Here is a 19,684-nt window from a genome sequence, read left to right on the forward strand (position 1 = left end):
TCACAAAAATGGCACTGGAAGGCTAAGGACCAGTGCCGTTTTTCAGATATGAAAGAGCCTTTTGATAAAAGAAAGGGATGCCCCTTTCCTATAAATTTAAAAATTCATAGTTTTGGGACACCCTCTTCACTTTACTGGTGTACTATTGTGTGTTTTGCATCTACTCCTTGCGCAACTCATCGATAATATTCATCCCGTGAATCTTATGCATGGTGTACGCCATGGTGACGGACACGATGACAAGCACCCCCGCCACGGATGCCAGGAACCAGGCCCAGGGGAAGAGAAATCCTCCCCCTCCGATTCCGCGGAATGTAAGCCGGCTGAAGGCCAGGCTGATCAGGACGGACAGCGCCGTGCCGTACACGAGAGAGCGCAGCCCGTAAATCACGCACTCGTATCCCATCATGAGCCGGAAGGCGCGGCCGGTCATGCCCACAGAGCGGAGCATGGCAAATTCCCGGCGCCGCAGCATCAGGTTGGTGGATATGGTGTTGAACACATTAGCCATGGCGATAAGGGAGATGAGGATGATAAATCCGTAGCACAGCACCTGGATGGCGGCCACAGCCTGCCGGTTCAGAGCCGCGTCCTCGGCCGGCGTATAGAAGATGCCGTCCAGCTCCCGGGTGGCATCTGAAAGCTTCTCCTCCAGATCCTCTCCCACAGCCCGGTAATCCTTGGCCCGGATGGAAAATTCCGCAAAGTAAGAGACCGGCTCATTCTCCTCTGTCCCGCTCATTTCCGCCCCGCTTTCTACATCCTGACTGTCCTCTCCCCTGTTCATCAGCTCCATATACTGATCAAACTGCCTCTTCGACAGGATCATGAGGGGCTCGGAAAGTCTCGAAGCGTCATATTTCTCCGGCAGCTCTTCTGCCTCCTGGTCAAATTCCACCTGCAGCTTTTCGTCAAACACAAGCTCTCCCTGGTCATTTTCCCCTACAGACCTGTACTGCCCGGCGGCCAGCGGCCTGTGCTTCACCTCATCTGAGAGAATGGAGATCTGCTGATAGCTGCCGTCCGTCTCGTCGTAAGCTCTTATTTTATCATAGTAGACGGCCCGCAGCACCGCGCCCTCTGTCTCCGGCTCTGAAAGTCCCTGCTCCTCGAGAAAACCTGCGTACTCTTCATCTGAGAGCACAATGGCCATACAGGTAAAGGGCACCTTCCCGTCCGGCGCGGACTCCCTGTTCCAGGAGTATACGCCCGTGTAGGCGCTGGCAAGCGCCCCCTCCTCCATGGGAATGGTGATGGATAGCTGCCTGCACAGCCATACTTCCTCCACCCCCGGCTCACCCTCGATAAGCCGCTGTGTATCCTCTATTGCCTGTTCATCCTCCTCCCCGCCTGACAGGATCAGGGTATAGCCAAGCTCATACCTGGGCGGATCCAGGATCACACCCCCTGCCTCTGTCAGATATTCCATGAAAAGGGCCGCTGTCATGAGAAGCACCATGCTGACTGTGAGGGACACCACTGTGCTCTTGTATTTTCTCCGATCCCGCCTGTAGTTCTTGGCGGCCAGCATCCCTGGAAGTCCCAGCAGCTTTCCGGACAGTCCTCCTCCCTTTACCTCCCGGGGATGGATCCTTATATCCTCCGCGGCCCGGATGGCGTCCATAGGAGAAATCTTCCGTATCCGCCGGGATGGGATCCACACGGAAATGAGCACTGTGGCAAAGGCCAGCAGCGCCGCAAGCGCCAGCACCACCGGGTAAACGCGCACCGGGATCTCCCCTTCATGCCCGTAGAGCAGAGCCGCCAGCCCTCCCCCGATAAAATGCAGCGTGACCGCGCTTCCCATGATCCCGGCCAGAAGTCCCAGCGGGATGCCTGCCGCGCTCACAAAGAAAGCCTCCCAGCGCAGGGATTTTCGCAGCTGCTTTCTGGTGGCCCCCACAGAGGAGAGGAGCCCAAACTGGGCCGTCCGCTCCCGGAGGGAAATGGAAAAGGAATTGTAGATCAAAGAGACAGACCCCACCATGATCACAGCCACCAGAATGACAAGCATCCCGCCCAGCATACGGATATAATTTTCATTCCGCAGTACGCCCTGCCACCGCAGAAGGCTGTCGTGCCGGCTCCAGGATACATCCTCCAGCTTATTTCTCCCGCTGGCAGGATCCACCCAATCCGCGATAAAGCCATCCGTCTGCCCCGGCTTTTTCATCTCTATAAAGACCCGGCAGTACGTTCCCTCCCATGCCCCCGGGTTTCCCACGGCTTTCACGGCGTCTGAGGGGCCGGACAGGAAAATATACCCGTTCCCGTAAGAATTGCTCTCCGGTATCCTCCCGTAAATCCCCGTGACCGTGAAGGTTCGGGTCTCCTCTTCCTCATAGCGCACATCCGCGCCCAGCTCCCAGGTCTTTGCCGGCTCCCCCTCCGGGGACAGGACGCGGCCCAAAGGCACGGAAACCGTCTCTCCCACATGGGCTGCCTGGCCGTTTACCAGGATGCCGTCATAGGGAATGAGGATCTCACCCGCCTGCTCTGGCAGCCGCCCCGCATCCACCTGGACGGGAAGCTCCCTCCAGGCTGTCTCATCCCGGCTCATCAGCAGATGATAGAGGCCGTCATTTTCATCAGCCGGAAAATAGCCCTCCTCTCTGACCACAGATATGCTCTTTACCCGCTCATCCGCCCGGATATCCGCCAGCTCCTCTTCTGTCAGTCCGCCTATATCCACGTGCCAGGCCCCCTCTGTGGCGATGGTCTCCTGCACAAGAAAATGCTGCAGGCTTCCGGCAAACACAGCCACAGCCGTGAGCATGGCAGTAGACAGAAGGACGCCCACAATAGTGACCGCTGTGCGGGTCCGGTTTCTCATCATGGTCCGTTTTGTGATTTCTGAAAAAATATTTCTCATCAGCGGATCACCTCATCTTTCACAATCCGCCCGTCCGCCAGGGCAATGACCCGGTCTGCCTGGAGAGCGATATCCTCGTCGTGGGTGATGACCACCATGGTCTGGTCATAGGTGCGGTTGGAGTATTTCAGAAGCTCCACGATCTGCCTGCTGTTCTCCGAGTCCAGGTTGCCTGTGGGCTCATCCGCCAGCACAACCGCCGGGGCGTTCATAAGGGCCCGCCCGATGGACACCCTCTGCTGCTGTCCGCCGGAGAGCTGGCCCGGCAGATGGTTCCTTCGCTTCTCCATCTTCAGAATCCTCAGAAGATTTTTCAGCCGGTCCTTATTCACCTTCCGCCCGTCCATAAGTACCGGCAGAGTGATGTTCTCCCCCACCGTCAGCACTGGTATGAGATTGTAAAACTGGTAGATGAGCCCCACCTTCCTCCTGCGGAACACGGCCAGCTCATCCTCATTCTGGGCGTACACGTCCACACCGCCCACAAACACCTTCCCCGACGTGGGCCGGTCCACTCCCCCCAGCAGATGGAGAAGGGTGGATTTCCCGGAGCCGGAGGCCCCGATCACAGCCACAAACTCGCCCTTGTGCACAGAGAAGGAAACGCCGTCCAATGCCCGCACTGCGTTTTCCCCCACCCCGTATATTCTGGTCAGATTTTCTACCCGTAGGATCTCCCCTGTCTTTTTCATATTCTCTGTTTCCTCCTGCCTTGGATATTCATGCTGCAAATACCATGTTATGGTTATTATATCCCGGCCACATGACAGGACCGTGACAGAAAAATGACGGATCTGTCACCTTCAGACCCGTCATCTGTAAAACCGCATGGTAAACTGGCCGCCCTTGCCCTGGCTGTTTCCTGCCCGGATCACCCCGTCCTGTCCGGCCAGGATAGAACGGGCCAGGGCAAGGCCGATGCCAAAGCTGCCTGCCGCTGCGCTCTCCCCCCTGTAAAACCGCTCAAACACATGGGGCAGATCCCTCTCCGATATGCCCTTCCCGGAGTCTGTAACCTGGATTTCCGCAAAAAGAGGCGTGCTCCTTGCTCTGACCCAGACCTTCCCGTCCTCCGGGGTGTGCTCCAAAGCATTCTTGATCACATTTTGCACTGCCTCCAAAGTCCAGGTGTAGTCTCCCTGTATGACCGTCCCTGGCTCCAGTTCGCGGACACAGATCTGACTGTGAAGCTCCATACTGATCTCAAAGGGCCGCAGCGCCTCTCTCACCAGCTCTTCTGCTAAGAATTCCTCCTTTTTCAGCCGCACCATCCCCGCGTCCAGCCTGGACAGCTTAAGAAGGGTCTCCACCAGCCAGCTGATGCGGGACAGCATGCCTGTCATCTCCCGCAGAAGAGCCCGCTTCTCCTCCTCGCCCAGGGCAGGACTTCTCAGCCTTTCCGCCTGCAGGTTCAGGGAGGTGAGGGGCGTGCGGATCTGGTGGGAGATGTCCGCCAGGGCCTCCGAAAGCCGCCTCTTGTCCTCCTCAAGGAGGGCGGACTGCTGGTTCAGCCGGGTCAGCAGCTTCTCGATCTCATCCCGCAGCACCTCCAGATCCCCCTCCCGGAAGTGCTGCAGCTTCGCCTCGCTCCCACTCTTATCGCCCTGTTGCTCACCGTGCAGGATTCCGTCCAGCTCTTCCCCGAGACGCCTCACAGCCCTGTAGCGTTTCCAGGCAAATAAAAGGGACATTCCCCAGGAGGCGCATCCCGCCAGCAGGACCGGAAGGACCGCCTCCCGGACAGTCAGAAGCGAAAGAGACGCCCCAGCCAGGATCATCCCGGCAAAGACAGCGCACTGCAGCCTGATATCCCTGTTTCTGAAAAAAGTCATCTTTACCTCCTTCTTTCCAGGATCTTTTGCCCGGACGCTTCCCCCGGCTACTCCATCCTGTATCCCAGCCCCCGCACAGTCTTAAGGATCACAGGGCTGCCGGGATCCCGCTCGATCTTCTCCCGGAGCCGCTTGATGTAGACCGTGAGAGTGTTGTCATTGACGTACTCCCCTGTAATGTCCCACAGCTCCTCCATCAGCACAGCCCGGCTTAAGACCTGTCCCCTGTGGCTCAGGAATACGAGAAGGAGCCGGTATTCCAGGGCAGACAGATACAGCTCTCTGCCCTCCCTCAGGACCAGGCCCCGCTCTGTGTCCACGGTGATGTCCCCTATCACCGCCGCTCCCCTGTCGCGGCCGCTTCTTCGCAGCACGCTTCGCATCCGGGACACCAGCTCCCGGGGCCGGAAAGGCTTGCTGATGTAGTCGTCCGCCCCCATATCCAGGCCTGCCACCACCGAGTACTCGTCGTCCATGGCCGTCAGAAAGATCACCGGCACATGGTACTGGGCTTTAATCCTGGCACAGACGGCAAACCCGTTTCCCTGGGCCAGGGTGATGTCCAAAAGCACCAGGTCCGTCTTTTTCTCATCCAGGATATCCAGGGCCTCCTCCTGCCCCTGCGCGCTCCGGACCGAAAAGCCCTCTTCCGCCAGGAAGCCTGTCAGGTGCTCCACAATGGAGGGATCGTCCTCCACAAGAAGCACAGCCGCTGTCTGCATCCGTCATCTCCCCTTTCCGCAAATCTTCTTTAAAATGTCAAAAAGCCCTCCCTGGAGCTTTCCCTCCAGAGAGAGCCTCTCTTTTGCTTTTCATCTGCCCCTTATCAGGCCGCGCTCTTCTCTACGCCTCGTCAATGGCCTTTCCGATGTCATGGCGCATGTACTTGTTGTCAAACTGCACCCACTCTGTGGCCGCGTAGGCGTTGGCCCTGGCCTCCTTCAGGTTCTTTCCCTTGGCTGTGATGCCCAGCACCCGGCCGCCGTTTGTGACGATCTGGCCGTCCTGGGCCAGCTTTGTCCCCGCGTGGAAGCAGTAGTATCCCTCATGCTTTTTGAACTCATCCAGCCCTGTGATGGGAAGTCCCTTCTCATAGGAGACCGGATACCCCTCTGACGCCAGCACCACGCAGACAGCCGCGTTGTCCTCAAACTCCAGGTCGATCTGATCCAGGGTGCCATCGATGCAGGCCTCCGCCACGTCGATGATGTCGTTCTTCATCCGGGGCAGCACCACCTGGGCCTCCGGGTCACCGAAGCGGGCATTGTACTCTAGCACCTTGGGGCCGTCCTCTGTCAGCATCAGCCCGAAGAAGATCACGCCCTTGAAGGGGCGTCCCTCCGCCTTCATGGCGTCCACGGTGGGCTGGAAAATATGCTTCTGGCAGTACTCGTCTATCTCCTCTGTGTAGAACGGACTCGGAGAAAATGTACCCATACCGCCTGTGTTGAGTCCTGTGTCTCCGTCCCCGGCCCGCTTGTGGTCCTGGGCGCTTGTCATGGTCTTTACAATATTGCCGTCCACAAAGGAGAGGACAGACACTTCCCTGCCGGTCATGAACTCCTCAATGACCATGGTGTTGCCGGAAGCTCCGAATTTCTTGTCCAGCATGATGGTCTTCACGCCTTCCTCCGCCTCCTCCAGGGTGTTGCAGATGAGAACTCCCTTGCCCAGAGCCAGGCCGTCCGCCTTGAGGACGATGGGGAATTTCGCCTCTGCCTTCAGATACTGGATGGCCTTGTCCGGATCGTCAAAATTCTCAAAGGCCGCTGTGGGGATATGGTATTTTTTCATCAGATCTTTGGAAAATGCCTTGGAACCTTCCAGGATGGCTGCATTTTTCCTGGGGCCGAAGGTGCGGATGCCTGCCGCCTCCAGCTCATCCACCAGGCCGCCTACCAGAGGATCGTCCATGCCCACAATGACAAGGTCAATGGCTTTCTCCTTTGCAAAAGCCACGATCTTGTCAAACTCCATGGCGCCGATGGGCTCGCACTGGGCATACTCGGCGATGCCCGCATTGCCCGGTGTGCAGTATATTTTATCCGCTTTGGGACTTTTCGCCACGCAGTACGCGATGGCGTGCTCCCTTCCGCCGCTTCCTACAATCAATACATTCATTGGTCTTCCTCCTGTCTGTCCGGCCCTTACCGGATCCTGACTCTATTGTCTTCCACTGTCACCCTGCCGCCTGCTAAAAGATTAATGGCCTGTGGCAGGATCTTCCACTCTGCCTGCTCCATCACGCGCCTCTGAAGGATCTCGGGGGTATCCCCCTCCTCCACTTCCACAGCTTTCTGTAAAATGATGGGGCCTGTGTCCGTACCTTCATCCACAAAGTGCACGGTAGCTCCCACCACTTTCACCCCTCTTTTAAGGGCCGCTTCATGAACTTTCAGCCCGTAGAAGCCTGTCCCGCAGAAAGCCGGGATGAGAGATGGATGGATGTTGATGATCCTGTTCCTGTATCTTGCGATCATCTCCGCCGGGATGACCACAAGAAATCCGGCCAGCACGATGAGGTCCGGCCCGATCTCGTCCACTGCCTCCAGGAATTTCTCATTAAATTCCTCTCTCGTGGCAAAATCCTTCGGTGAGATGCACTGAGCCGCTACCCCGTGCTCCCTGGCTCTTGTCAGGGCGTAGGCATTTTTATTGTTGCTAATCACACCCACAATCTCTGTGTTGGTGATGCTCCCTTCGTCCACCGCATCCAGGATAGCCTGCAGGTTGGTGCCGCCCCCGGACACAAGAACCAGTACTCTTAGCATAATGTGACTCCTTTATCTCCGGCTTTGATATGGCCGATCACATAAGGCGTATCTCCTGCCGCTTTCATGGCCTCCATGGCTGCGTCCACATCCTTCGGATCCACTGCCACAACCATACCGATCCCCATGTTGAATGTGTTGTACATCATCTGCTCTTCCACATGGCCCTGCTTTGCCAGCATGTCAAAAATGGGCGGCACCGGATAGCTGTCTTTCTCGATGACCGCGTGGGTTCCATCCTTCAGCATACGGGGCACGTTCTCGTAGAAGCCGCCCCCTGTGATATGGCTGCAGGCCTTTACCTTGACTCCTGCGTTTTTCACACTCTTGAGAGCTTTTACATAAATCCTCGTAGGGGCCAGGAGAGCCTCCCCCAGGGTCTTCCCAAGCTCGTCATAGTATGTATCCAGAGACGCCCTTGTCATGTCAAACACCTTGCGCACAAGGGAAAATCCGTTGCTGTGCACACCGGAAGAGGCCATGCCAATGAGCACATCGCCCTCTGCCAGACCCTCCCCTGTGATCATGTCCTTTCTGTCGCAGACACCCACCGCAAATCCAGCCAGGTCGTAGTCGTCCTCAGGCATCAGCCCGGGATGCTCCGCTGTCTCGCCGCCAATGAGGGCCGCCTCAGACTGAAGGCACCCCTCCGCCACTCCCTTTACGATGGAGGCGATCTTCTCAGGATAATTCTTGCCGCAGGCAATGTAGTCCAGGAAGAACAGAGGCTCCCCGCCCGCGCAGGCAATGTCGTTGACACACATAGCCACCGCGTCGATACCGATGGTGTCGTGCTTGTCCAGGATCATGGCCAGCTTCACCTTGGTGCCGCATCCGTCTGTGCCGGACAGGAGGACCGGGTCCTCCATCTCCTTGATCTTGCTAAGAGAGAAGGCGCCGGAAAAACCGCCTAAGCCTCCCAGCACCTCGGGGCGCATGGTCTTCTTTACATGCTCCTTCATCAGTTCCACGGATCTGTAACCCGCCTCAATATCTACACCAGCATTCTTGTAATCCATACTCTTCTCCTTGTAATCGTTTCTATGATACTCCGGTATCTGTCTCTCCCGATATCTGTATCCCCGGTATCTACATCTGCTTGAGATACTCTTTATATCCCAGCTCGTCCAACTTCGCCGCCTTCGCCTGCACAGTCTCCTTCATCTCCTGGGTGTAGGCCTTCAGCCTGTCAAGGAGAGCCGCGTCGGAGGTTGCCAGGATTTTGGCTGCCAGAACGGCCGCGTTCATGCCGCCGTCAATGGCCACTGTGGCGACCGGAATTCCAGGTGGCATCTGTACGATTGAAAAAAGCGCATCCTCTCCGGCCAGGTTCTTTCCTGACATGGGCACACCGATAACCGGCATGGGGAAAATGGCGGCGCACATACCCGGCAGATGGGCAGCCATGCCTGCTCCCGCGATGATCACCTTAAAGTCCTTCTCCTCCGCGCTCTTTGCATACTCAAAGAACACATCTGGCTCCCTGTGAGCGGAGATGATCGTCATCTCATACTCGATCCCCAGTTTTTCCAGCATATCGGCAGCCTTGCTCATGACCTTCATGTCAGAGTCACTGCCCATTACAATTCCTACTTTTGGCATAGTTTCCATCCTTTCCGCTTGTATGATTTCCGCTTATTTATAAGTTTTGCAGATAAATCATAGCTTATTTATTCGTATTTTTCAATGGTTCATTTAAAATCTCTGTGCCGGGAAGCACAAATTCTCCATTTTCGATGAGGGAAATCTCCCGTCCGTCCCCTGTCACCACCGCGATCCGGCCCAGCTCCTCATAGGGTATGGTGATGTCCGTATGACAGTGGAAGTAAGCCTTTGACACGTCCTCCCTGCGCAGCGCAGACACCGAGTTGTCCCTGGCCACGATCTCCTTGCCGTCCGGGTTATACACTTTGATGTCCTCCGCCCAGCTGTAGCAGGTGTCGCCCACCGCAAAGTGGGGGCCTGTCTTCTCAGCGATGAGAATGGGCATCTTGTCCCCGATGCCATATTTTCTGGCCGTCACATAGGCTGTGGTGTTGGTTCCGATGGCAAACTCTCCCAGAGGCAGAGTCTCGTGCCGGAAAAGGATGTTGTCATAGATATACTTCTTCCCCTCCTCCTCGTCCGCAAAGTTCCCGCACCGGTAGCCGGTGATCATGCCATCCTCAAAGGTCAGCTCCAGGTCTTTGAACTGCAGACCATTCAGGTACACATGGCTGACGTGGAGCGTACCCCGGGTGCCCTCCAGCACCGGGGAGGTAAAGACCTCCCCCACAGGGATGTTCACATCCGCCACGCAGTTTTCAAAGATGGTCTCCTTTGCAGGATCCTTAAGCCGGAAGAGCTGCACGGTCATGTCCGTCCTGTTGCCGCCTCTGCCGAGGATGCGCACATACTCTCCCTGGTCCAGGGCATTGATGAGCGTTTGCTGAACCTTTCCGTAGAGCTCTGCGTCCAGGGTATTGATCCGGATCACCTCGTCAAAAATCTCCGGATACTTCTCCCCAATCTCAGGAACCGGCCAGGCGATGATGGTGAAACTCCTCTCATCCCCCGGGATGTACTGGTTGGTCATCTGGGAGGAACGGCTGTCGTAGAGGAGCATCAGCTCCTCCTGCTTGGCCGTCAGCGCCACCGCCTCCTGCTTTGGCTCCGGCGCAAAGGGCTTCTCACCAAAGGTCTCCATGACGGCCGGCCCGGCAAGCCCCAGGGCCAGCTTTTTATTTCTCTCATAGAAGGTATGCATAACCTCCAGCTTTCTCTCCATAAAACGCTTGTTGAAGAAAAGGCCCTGGTCATTCCTGTGGTCGTAGTCGTACTGCATGTTGGGAATGCCGCCGTGGTAGCCCACACGCCCGGCTCCCCTCTTTGTCAGAGCGCTGGCTGCCGCCCTGTAGATCACCGGCGAAAGCCCCATCCGGGCGAAATTCTCCACCGCCATTTTCACCACCCGTTCAAATCCCAGGGTGTAGCGAATGTTGACTGTACTCTTCTTTGACAGATCCTTTCCCGTGTTGACAAAGCCCACCCGGTAGCCCTCTGTGTACACGTCCGCCATCCTGCGGATGGTCTCCTCCGGCAGGGAGGCCAGATACGCGGCCGTCCCCAGCTCATTTTCACTTACATATTCCCCGAAGAAATAGAGGTATCTGGGATCCCCAAGGTCACTGCCCTCTATGATGTCCAGGGCAAATGTCTTCTCCGGGTCGATCTGATCCAAGGTCCGGTCCGCCACGAACACATCGCAGTAGTCGCTGGCATACCAGTAGATGATGTCCCGCAGGGTGTGCACCGACGGCTCCTCTTCCTCCTCAAAGCAGTTGTAAATCTCAATGAAGAGCTCGTACAGAATATCCAGATACTCCGTCTTCTCCTCCGCCGCGTAGGGGATGCCGCCTCGTATCTCAGCGTAGAGAAAGCTTAATATCTGGCCGTACTCCTCCCCCAGCTGGTCCACTGCCCAGGCTGGATTTCCAAAGCTGGTCCCGTAATTTTCCGGCAAAATGTCCTCGTACAGCCGCCTATTCCACTCCTTCAGCTCCTCCAGAGAGGATCTCCGGTATTCCCCGGACCGGACGCATCGGTAAAATCTGTCCAATAAAAGAATAAATTCCGCAGTGCGCCGGAACCAGGGCCGGAACCTCTCTCCTGCCGCCCTCTCATCCGGGATCTGCGAAATTCTTTCTATTGCAAGTTCATATCTTTCTTCTGTCAGCTCTGCCATCTAAAACAGCCCCCTTAAAAATATTGCGATCAGCCCGAGAAGAAGAAGGCCGTTCAACGCCGCGCCCACCTTGCAGGTCACGTAGTTCTTCTCCCGCTCCTTAAAGCCCTGGACAGCGTCCTTCAGACCGACGATGGCCAGGACAAGGGCAAAGAGACCTACGACGCCGATCAGGAGCCCCACATCTCCTCTGGTTATGTATGATGCAGAAAAAGCCAGCACCAGAAGGAACAGGCAGCACACTGCCAGGAAAGTGGCTCTTATTCCCCTTCTGGAGTGCTTCAGCTGCGCCTGTCCGTATTTCCGGCTGCGCCTTTTCATCTTTTCTTTTTCAATTTTTTTCTTTTTTCTTCCCTCCGCCATCTCCTCAATGGCTTCTCTTATTCTTCTTAGAAGCATGGTGTCTCCTTATCGCTGCGCATATGATAAATATGATGTATCCTGCCGCTCCTCCTATGGTGTTCAGGAGCAGGTCGTCCACGTCAAAGCTGCCCACCTTCGTCAAGAGCTGAAAGGTCTCCACCATCAGGCTCAGCGAAAAGCTGTACAGCACGGCTGCGGCAAAGCTCCTGTACCGGCTCGCCATAGGCAGGAAAAACCCAAAAGGCATAAAGATCAGCACATTTCCAAAGAGATTGGAAAACACGGCATAGGTGCCAAGCTGATGCCTGTACGTCCAGAACCTCCTGATCTCCCGGAACAGGACCAGATTGTAGTGGTACTCGCTGGCCGGGCCAGTTCGCCCGTACAGATCAGAAAACAGCAGAAAATACACGATAAATGCCATATACAGGATAAAGAGGATCTTCCCCAGTATACGTATTCCCCTGCCTTTTTTATAACTCAAAATCTGTCTTCTACTCCTCCGTTCAGTCCGCCGCGCAGACTGCTTTCTCTAAAACATCAGGCCATTTTTCTCCTTCAGGAGTCTGGCCCCGCTTATGATGGCCAGGATGCCTGCCACTGTGCCCACCACGATCATCACAATGCCGATAGCTATATTTCCGGTTCCCGCAAACGCCATAGATCTGTATGCTTTCTCATTCATAGCAACTTCCTCCTATTTTGCTCCGTACTGTTCATAGTATGCGTCGATAGCCGCCTTTAATGTATCGTCGATGACAACCTTTCCATCACATTCTTTATTGTAGAGGCACTCCACCACCTCTGCCATGGTGACGATGGCCGCTGTGTCAAACCCGTACAGCTCCTTCACCTCGTCCAGGGCCTTCTTCACGCCACCCTTTCCGACCTCCATCCGGTCCAGGGACACCATGAGGCCCACAATGGTCACATCCGCCGCGCCTCTCACCTTGGGCACAGTCTCCTCCATGGATTTCCCGGAAGTAGTCACATCCTCGATCATGATAACCCGGTCGCCGTCCCTCAGACTGCTGCCGAGGAAGCTTCCCTTGTCCGCGCCGTGGTCCTTCTCCTCCTTGCGGTCTGAGCAGTAGCGGATCTCTTTTCCGTAGAGCTCACTGTAGGCGATGGCTGTCACCACTGCCAGGGGGATTCCCTTGTAGGCAGGCCCGAAGAGAACGTCAAAATCATCCCCGTACCTGTCGTGTATAGCCTTTGCGTAGTACTCTCCCAGCTTCTTTAACTGAGAGCCTGTCACGTAAGCGCCGGCGTTCATGAAAAATGGAGATTTTCTCCCGCTCTTCAAAGTAAAATCTCCAAATTTCAGCACATCGCTGTCCACCATAAAACGGATAAATTCCTGCTTGTATCCTTCCATATCTATAAAGCCTCCTGTGATCTGTGAGTATTTAACATGAATTTTTCTTTTCAATTTTAACATAGGTGGGATGTATTTTCAATCGGTCTGTTGGGGCAATATCTCTATCCTGTTTCTCAAACAAAAACAGCTCCGCAATATGCTCTCCCGATCATACGCATATTACGGAACTGTTTTTATTTTTTACACCGCGCTTGCTCTGCACTGCACATATTCTCAGAGGTCCGAAACAAGCTCCCCGTAATCCTTCTCTATCCTCTCCCGCAGCTCTGCGAATACAGGAATATATTTTTCCAGGATCACCTTTACCATCTGCCGGGCCGCCTCGCCGACTGCCTTCTATCTCACAGCTCCCACCATGTCCTTCACGGTCTCAAAGCCATACTTCTCCATATACTTCCCGATGCCGTCAATGACCTTCAAGGTCACGGCCGGGTCGTGGAAGTTGGCTGTCCCCACCGACACGGCGCTGGCCCCGGCCAGGATCATCTCGATGGCATCCTCCGCCGTGGCAATGCCTCCCATACCGATGATGGGGATGCGGACTGCCTGGGCCGCCTGGTACACCATGCGCACGGCAATGGGGTGGACTGCCGGGCCGGACACGCCGCCGGTCTTATTGGCCAGGGCGAATGTCCTGCGGTTGATGTCGATCTTCATACCGGTCAGTGTGTTGATAAGAGAGATGGCATCCGCGCCGCCCGCCTCCGCCGCCTTCGCAATCTCTGTGATATCCGTCACATTGGGAGTCAGCTTCATGATCACCGGCTGCTTTGCGATCTTTTTGATCTGCGCTGTCAGCTCCTCCACATGTCCCGCATCCTGCCCGAAGGCCAGAAATCCCGCGTTCACATTGGGGCAGGAGATGTTGATCTCCATCATGTCGATGGGCTCGTCCTGAAGCCGCTCCACCACTGCCAGGTACTCCTCCGGCGCGTGGCCGCACACATTCACGATGATCTTTGTATCAAACTGCTTCAGATAGGGGATATCCCTCTGGCAGAACAGCTCAATCCCCGGGTTCTGCAGGCCGATGGCGTTCATCATACCGCCGTACACTTCCGCCACACGGGGCGTCGGGTTGCCGCTCCAGGGCACGTTTGCCACGCCCTTTGTGGTCACAGCTCCCAGACGGTTCAGATCCACGAATTCTGAAAACTCTTCACCGGAACCAAAGGTGCCGGAAGCCACGGTCACCGGGTTCTTCCACTCTACACCCGCTATATTTACTCTCATGTCCATCAGATCTCCACCTCCGTCGCTAAAAAGACCGGTCCGTCCTTGCAGATCCTTTTATTGTTCACATTACTGTGGGCGTCCTTCTCCTTTGTCTGGCACACGCACCCGAGACAGGCGCCGATGCCGCAGGCCATCCTCTCCTCCAGGGAAATGTAACACTCGGTTCCCCTTTCCTGCGCGTACTGCTTGATCGCCCGGAGCATGGGGGTAGGGCCGCAGGCGTAGATGATATCCGCCTCCAGGCCGAGCTCCCGCACCGCGTCCAGCACGTTTCCCTTCACGCCCTCGCTTCCGTCCTCTGTGGAGATGTAGAGCTCTCCGCTCTTTTCAAATTCCTCCCGCAGGAAGGTCTGCGCGTCCCTGTACCCGGCAATGATCTGCTTTTTCCCACAGTCCAGCTCCTTTGCCAGCTCCAGGATGGGAGGCACGCCGATGCCGCCGCCCATGAGGAAGGCCTTTTTCCCTTTTGCCCTTTCCAGCGGGAAGCCGTTTCCAAGGGGGCCAACAATGAAGAGGTTATCCCCTGCCTTCATCCGGGAAAACTGCTCTGTCCCGGTATGTTCTCCTGTCACCCGGTACACCACCCGCAGCGCGCCGCCTTCTCTGTCGATCTCGCAGATGCTGATGGGTCGGGGCAGCAGCTTTGTCCCGTCATTTGTATACATGGATATAAACTGCCCGGGCTTTGCTGCCTTCGCCGCCTCCGTTTGTATCCACATGCTAAAGATCCCCTCCGCAAGCTGCTCCTGGGAGATGATCTGTACCTGTTCTTTCTTCCTTGTCATCTTTTTCCTTCTCCTGTTTTTCTGCTGTATCCGCCCTTCCGGCGGATACCTGCGCCGACTCTGCTTACCGGTTCTCCAGTGCGCCTCTGATGTCAGCGATCATGTCCTCCACCGCTGCCCTGGAGGCGTCGCCGAAGGCCTCCGCTCCAAAGGAAGCGTATTTTTCCTGCTTGTAGGCGGCAATGATGCCTCTGGAGGAGTTGACGATGGCTCCAAGCCCGTCCTCGTTGAAGAAGTGCACCAGGTCTTTTCCCTGGCCGCCCTGGGCGCCGTAGCCTGGCACAAGGATGTAGGCCTTGGGCATGATCTTGCGCAGCACCTTGCCCATCTCCGGATAGGTAGCGCCCACAACTGCGCCCACATAGCTGTAGGAGCAGCCCATGCACTCCTGGCCCCACTCATTAACCTTCTCGCCCACCAGCTCGTAGAGCGGACGCCCGTCGATGAGCTGATCCTGGAACTCCCCGCTGGAGGGGTTGGATGTCTTTACAAGAATGAAGAGGCCCTTCTGCTCTTTCTTGCACACATCGATAAACGGCTTCACGCCGTCAGAGCCAAGATAGGGATTGACCGTCACAAAATCCTCGTCAAAGGGAGCAAAGGTGTTGCCGCCCACCTGCACCTTCCCGATGTGCCCTGTAGCGTAGGCGGCGGAGGTGGACCCGATGTCCCCTCTCTTGATATCGCCGATCACAACCAGCCCCTTTTCCTTGCAGTAGTCCACCGTCTTCTTGAAGGCTGTAAGTCCCGGGATGCCGAACTGCTCGTACATGGCAATCTGGGGCTTCACAGCCGGGATCAGGTCGTATGTCTTGTCCACGATCTCTTTGTTGAACTGCCAGATAGCCTCCGCGGCTCCCTCCAGCGTCTCTCCGAACTCGGCAAAAGCCTTCTTCTGCACCTGCTCCGGGATATAGCTGAGCATGGGATCCAGTCCCACCACAATGGGAGCCCCTGTCTTTTTGATATTGCTTACTAACTGATTAATCAATTGTCTTTCCTCCTTCGTATACGATCCGTCCGCCCACGATGGTGCAGCGCACTTCGCCTCTCACCTTCCTGCCGTGGAAGGGCGTGTTTTTCCCTTTAGATAAAAATGTGTTCTTGTCAATGACATACTCCTTCTGCGGGTCAAAGATCACCACATCCGCGATCTTGCCTGCGCTCACAGAGCCCTTGTCCGAAAGCCCCAGAATCCGTGCCGGATTATAGCTCATCTTCTCCGCCATCTGCATGGGGGTGAGAACGCCTTTTTCCACCAGCTCTGTGTAAGTCAGGGCCGCGGAGGTCTCCAGGCCCACGATGCCGAAGGCCGCCAGCTTCATGGAGCGGTTCTTCTCCGCCTCTGCGTGGGGCGCATGGTCTGTGGCAATGACGTCCACCACGTCATTTTTCAGGGCCTCTCTTAAGGCCTCCACATCCTCCCTGCTACGAAGGGGCGGGTTCATCTTAAAGTTGCCGTCGTCCTCCCTGATGTCGTCTGTGGAGAGGATGAAATGGTGGGGGCACACTTCCCCGGTCACGGGAAGCCCCTCCTCCTTTGCCAGCGCCAGCATCTTCACGCTGTCCGCTGTGGAGCAGTGGCACAGGTGGAGCTGCACACCGGTCTCCTTGGCCAGCAGGATATCCCTGGCCACGATCACATCCTCCACCGCGTTGGTGATGCCCGGAAGCCCCAGCTCCCTGGCCTTCTCATCTGCGTTCATGACACCGCCCTCCACCATGGTAATGTCCTCGCAGTGGGCGAACACGGCGATGCCTTCCTTTTTGGCCGCCTTCATGCCCTTTCTGTAGAGAGAAGCGTTCATGACGGATTTCCCGTCCTCGCTGATGGCATGGCAGCCGTTCTCCGCCATACCGTTAATGTCAGCCAGCTCCTCGCCCTTCTGTCCTCTCGTCACGGCCCCCAGCTGGATCACGTTGGTGAGGGACTCTCTCTTGGCCCTCTCCATGACCTCCCGCACCTTCACGCCGTTGTCAATGACCGGCTTTGTGTTGGGCATGGCGCACACTGTTGTGACGCCTCCCCGGACAGCCGCGCGGCCGCCTGTTGCCAGTGTCTCCTTGTACTCCAGTCCGGGATCCCGGAAGTGCACGTGGAGATCGGTAAAGCCCGGCATCACCCAGCATCCGCCGGCGTCGATGACCCGGTCGCTCTCTGTCTCAATGTTCTTTTCCACCTCTGTGATCCGATCCCCGTCGATCAGCACGTCACATATATCATCCAGCCCTGTCCCGGGATCAAGCACATGTCCGTTTTTAATTAAAATCGTCATAGCCTGTATTCCTTTCTAAATCTCTTTTACATCTATCCTGGCAACATTTTATCATACCACTATAAGAAATGGAACGGGAAATTTCCCGTTCCACCTCTTTCGCAGGGACTGCCGCTCACTGCTGCGCCAGGACCTCCATGGCCCTGTCAAGCTGATTGTCAGCCTCCGGATCATTTTCATCATACTGGTATTCCACTTCCACGTCCGGGGTAATGCCCTCACCGTCGATGCTGCGGCCGTTGGGGGTGAAGTACTCTGCAATGGTCAGCTTCACGCTTGTGCCGTCCTGCAGGTCAAAGATGCTCTGCACAACGCCCTTCCCGTAGGACTGGGTCCCCACGATCTGCCCCAGGCCGTAGTCCTGGATAGCGCCTGCAAATATCTCCGAGGCGCTGGCGCTGTAGCCGTTCATCATGACCACTAGTGGTTTGTCAAACTGATGTTCCTCGTCAGATGTGTACTCCTCCCGCTCCCCATTCTTATCCTCGGTGTAGACGATCAGTCCCTCCGGCAGCATCAGATCCAGGATATCGCAGACAGTATCCAGGTTGCCGCCAGGATTGCTCCTGAGATCCACGATCAGCTTCTCCATGCCCTGGCTCTCCAGATCCTCCAGCGCCTCCTTGTACTGGTCATAGGTCACGGCGTCAAACTCCGCGATGCGGATGTAGCCCACATTGTCCTCCTTCATCTCGTGGGAGACCGTCTGGGCCTGGATGGTATCCCTTGTGATGGTCAGCTCTTCCTCCTCGCCTGTGTCCGCCCGGAGGACTGTGAGGGTCACCTGGGTGCCCTTCTCTCCCTTCACCTTGCTCACCACATCGGACAGGTCCTCCCCGATCACCTCTTCCCCCTCCACCTTGTAGAGGGTATCGCCGTCCCGCATGCCGGCCTCCTGTGCCGGGGAGCCGTCATACACCTGGAGCACCGTGATGACGCCAGAGTCCCTGTCCTGGCTCATGAGGGCGCCCACGCCCCCGAACTCGCCGGACAAACTCTCGTTCATCTGCTCTGTCTCCTCCTCGTCGTAGTAGACTGAGTAGGGATCTCCCAACCCCTCGATATAGCCCTTGTAGACTCCCTCAGACAGCTCCGCCTCATCCACATCGCCGATATAGTACTGGTCGATGAGGCTGTTCAGAAGATCCATCTTCCGTCCCTCTTCACTTTTCAAAATCCCGCAGGAGACAACTCCCCCTGCCAATAACACAACGAGGGCGCCAGCAAGCGCCCCCTTTAAAAAACTATGATTTTTCATATATGAAGTCCTGTTCTCCATCTATTCGTCTTCTACAGATATAATCTTGGGTCTACCGGTGTACCGCCCACCCACACTTCAAAGTGGAGATGAGGTCCGGTGGAATTACCCGTAGAACCGACTGCCGCAATATTAGCACCTGCCCCTACCGACTGTCCTACACTCACAAAAATAGCGCTGCAATGCTGATAGAGGGTGGAAATATCTCCATGGTTGATAATCACATAATTTCCCCTGGCGCCACTGTAGGATACGGTTGTAACTGTACCGGATGCCGCAGCATAGATCGGTGTGCCGGATGCCGCAGCATAGTCGCGTCCCTTGTGGTTTGTACTTCCGATGCCTCCCGGAGACTGACGTCCGCCGAACTCACTGCTGATGTAGGCCGCCGGGCAGGGGTTCTGCAGTCTCCCTGTTCCGCCGGAAGGCGTATAGGATGGCCCTGGTGTATAATCGTTATCATTACTATTGTTATTATTATTATTTGAATTCTGAGCTTCCCTCTGCAGTCTCGCCTGCTCTTCCGCAGCCGCCTGCAGCTCGGAGATCTTGGCGTTTGTAGCGCTCAGCTCGGACTGAAGACTGGCAATCTCGCTGCTCTTGCTGTCCACGAGAGACTGAAGCTCTGTCTGCTGACTCTGGAGACTGTTCTGCATCTCCTCCAGCTCTGCGTTCTCCTGCTCCAGCTCCTCCTGCTGCTTTTCCACCTTATCCACAACATTTTGGAACTCCACCAGCATGTTTCTGTCGTACTCAGAGATCTGCGTAATGTACTCCGCATTGCTGAGGAACTCGGCAATACTCTTGGACTCCAGCAGTGTCTCCAGGAACTGTCCGTTCCCGTTCTCATACATATACTGTATGCGGAGCTTCATGCTTTCATACTGATTATTCTCATCAATTTTAGCGGCGTCAAGTTCATCTGCCTTTTTGGCGATCTCCTCCTGCTTTGCCTCAATGTCGGCCTGGGTCTGCTCCATATCCGCCACAATGCCGTCAAGCTGAGCCACCAGCTCCTTCTTCTCCGCCTGTGCAGCGTCGATCTGGCTTTGCTGCTCGCTGGCCTTGTTCTTTGCGTCCTGCAGATCATCCGCCTTCACTGTCACATTCACCTGCAGCCCCATTCCTGCCACAAGCGCTCCCGCCAATAAAACACTGACTAACCTTTTCCTAACCATAGCTTTTT

Annotated in this window: 19 protein-coding genes; all 19 read right to left on the reverse strand. The window is 56.0% G+C overall.

Annotated elements, in window-relative coordinates; genetic code table 11:
• Nucleotides 1–160: 160 nt before the first annotated feature.
• The 19 genes from H7U36_RS13070 to H7U36_RS13160 all read right to left on the reverse strand — a co-directional run bounded on the left by H7U36_RS13070 (nucleotide 161) and on the right by H7U36_RS13160 (nucleotide 19,676).
• A complete protein-coding gene (locus H7U36_RS13070; RefSeq protein ID WP_205156294.1) occupies nucleotides 161–2,872 on the reverse strand; it encodes an ABC transporter permease in 2,712 nt (903 codons plus the stop codon).
• Complete coding sequence (locus tag H7U36_RS13075) at nucleotides 2,872–3,564, reverse strand: ABC transporter ATP-binding protein (protein WP_205156295.1); 693 nt, start codon at nucleotides 3,562–3,564, stop codon at nucleotides 2,872–2,874. The genes H7U36_RS13070 and H7U36_RS13075 overlap by 1 nt, the downstream gene beginning before the upstream one ends.
• Nucleotides 3,565–3,684: 120 nt before the next feature.
• Nucleotides 3,685–4,704, reverse strand: coding sequence for a sensor histidine kinase (locus tag H7U36_RS13080; RefSeq protein WP_205156296.1), 1,020 nt, complete (start codon nucleotides 4,702–4,704; stop codon nucleotides 3,685–3,687).
• 47 nt (nucleotides 4,705–4,751) lie between these two features.
• On the reverse strand, nucleotides 4,752–5,426 hold the full coding sequence (locus tag H7U36_RS13085) for a response regulator transcription factor (protein WP_205156297.1): 675 nt from the start codon (nucleotides 5,424–5,426) through the stop codon (nucleotides 4,752–4,754).
• Between the two features lie 121 nt (nucleotides 5,427–5,547).
• Nucleotides 5,548–6,825, reverse strand: coding sequence for a phosphoribosylamine--glycine ligase (gene purD / locus H7U36_RS13090; protein ID WP_205156298.1), 1,278 nt, complete (start codon nucleotides 6,823–6,825; stop codon nucleotides 5,548–5,550).
• A gap of 26 nt (nucleotides 6,826–6,851) precedes the next feature.
• A complete protein-coding gene (gene purN / locus H7U36_RS13095) occupies nucleotides 6,852–7,475 on the reverse strand; it encodes a phosphoribosylglycinamide formyltransferase (RefSeq protein WP_205156299.1) in 624 nt (207 codons plus the stop codon).
• Nucleotides 7,469–8,494 carry a phosphoribosylformylglycinamidine cyclo-ligase gene (gene purM, locus H7U36_RS13100; protein ID WP_205156300.1) on the reverse strand — a complete coding sequence of 342 codons (1,026 nt, stop codon included), beginning with the start codon at nucleotides 8,492–8,494 and terminating at the stop codon, nucleotides 7,469–7,471. The genes purN and purM overlap by 7 nt, the downstream gene beginning before the upstream one ends.
• 70 nt (nucleotides 8,495–8,564) lie before the next feature.
• Nucleotides 8,565–9,077 (reverse strand): 5-(carboxyamino)imidazole ribonucleotide mutase, encoded by a 513-nt coding sequence (gene purE, locus H7U36_RS13105; RefSeq protein WP_191429091.1) that lies wholly within the window; start codon nucleotides 9,075–9,077, stop codon nucleotides 8,565–8,567.
• A gap of 64 nt (nucleotides 9,078–9,141) precedes the next feature.
• Nucleotides 9,142–11,199 (reverse strand): aminopeptidase, encoded by a 2,058-nt coding sequence (locus H7U36_RS13110; protein WP_033126861.1) that lies wholly within the window; start codon nucleotides 11,197–11,199, stop codon nucleotides 9,142–9,144.
• Nucleotides 11,200–11,598 carry a DUF6142 family protein gene (locus H7U36_RS13115; protein ID WP_033126860.1) on the reverse strand — a complete coding sequence of 133 codons (399 nt, stop codon included), beginning with the start codon at nucleotides 11,596–11,598 and terminating at the stop codon, nucleotides 11,200–11,202.
• A complete protein-coding gene (locus H7U36_RS13120) occupies nucleotides 11,567–11,986 on the reverse strand; it encodes a VanZ family protein (protein ID WP_171031540.1) in 420 nt (139 codons plus the stop codon). The genes H7U36_RS13115 and H7U36_RS13120 overlap by 32 nt, the downstream gene beginning before the upstream one ends.
• Before the next feature lie 108 nt (nucleotides 11,987–12,094).
• The gene (locus H7U36_RS13125; RefSeq protein WP_033126858.1) at nucleotides 12,095–12,247 is read right to left on the reverse strand and encodes a hypothetical protein; all 153 of its coding nucleotides are present in this window, start codon (nucleotides 12,245–12,247) and stop codon (nucleotides 12,095–12,097) included.
• Nucleotides 12,248–12,259: 12 nt separating this feature from the next.
• Nucleotides 12,260–12,940 carry an orotate phosphoribosyltransferase gene (pyrE, locus tag H7U36_RS13130; protein ID WP_033126857.1) on the reverse strand — a complete coding sequence of 227 codons (681 nt, stop codon included), beginning with the start codon at nucleotides 12,938–12,940 and terminating at the stop codon, nucleotides 12,260–12,262.
• Nucleotides 12,941–13,279: 339 nt separating this feature from the next.
• On the reverse strand, nucleotides 13,280–14,182 hold the full coding sequence (locus H7U36_RS13135; protein WP_033126856.1) for a dihydroorotate dehydrogenase: 903 nt from the start codon (nucleotides 14,180–14,182) through the stop codon (nucleotides 13,280–13,282).
• Nucleotides 14,182–14,964, reverse strand: coding sequence for a dihydroorotate dehydrogenase electron transfer subunit (locus H7U36_RS13140; RefSeq protein ID WP_138303721.1), 783 nt, complete (start codon nucleotides 14,962–14,964; stop codon nucleotides 14,182–14,184). The genes H7U36_RS13135 and H7U36_RS13140 overlap by 1 nt, the downstream gene beginning before the upstream one ends.
• A gap of 64 nt (nucleotides 14,965–15,028) precedes the next feature.
• Entirely contained in the window at nucleotides 15,029–15,955 is a 927-nt protein-coding gene (gene pyrF, locus H7U36_RS13145; protein ID WP_033126854.1) for an orotidine-5'-phosphate decarboxylase, read from the reverse strand.
• Nucleotides 15,948–17,240, reverse strand: a complete 1,293-nt coding sequence (locus H7U36_RS13150; protein ID WP_033126853.1) for a dihydroorotase — start codon at nucleotides 17,238–17,240, stop codon at nucleotides 15,948–15,950. Before H7U36_RS13150 ends, pyrF begins: the two co-directional genes overlap by 8 nt.
• 115 nt (nucleotides 17,241–17,355) lie before the next feature.
• Nucleotides 17,356–18,498: a S41 family peptidase gene (locus tag H7U36_RS13155; protein ID WP_081958104.1), complete on the reverse strand. Its 1,143-nt coding sequence runs from the start codon at nucleotides 18,496–18,498 to the stop codon at nucleotides 17,356–17,358.
• A 32-nt stretch (nucleotides 18,499–18,530) separates the two neighbouring features.
• Nucleotides 18,531–19,676 carry a murein hydrolase activator EnvC family protein gene (locus H7U36_RS13160; RefSeq protein WP_033126851.1) on the reverse strand — a complete coding sequence of 382 codons (1,146 nt, stop codon included), beginning with the start codon at nucleotides 19,674–19,676 and terminating at the stop codon, nucleotides 18,531–18,533.
• Nucleotides 19,677–19,684: the final 8 nt, after the last annotated feature.

Source organism: Faecalicatena fissicatena, from assembly GCF_016900595.1.
GTDB lineage: Bacteria > Bacillota > Clostridia > Lachnospirales > Lachnospiraceae > Claveliimonas > Claveliimonas intestinigallinarum.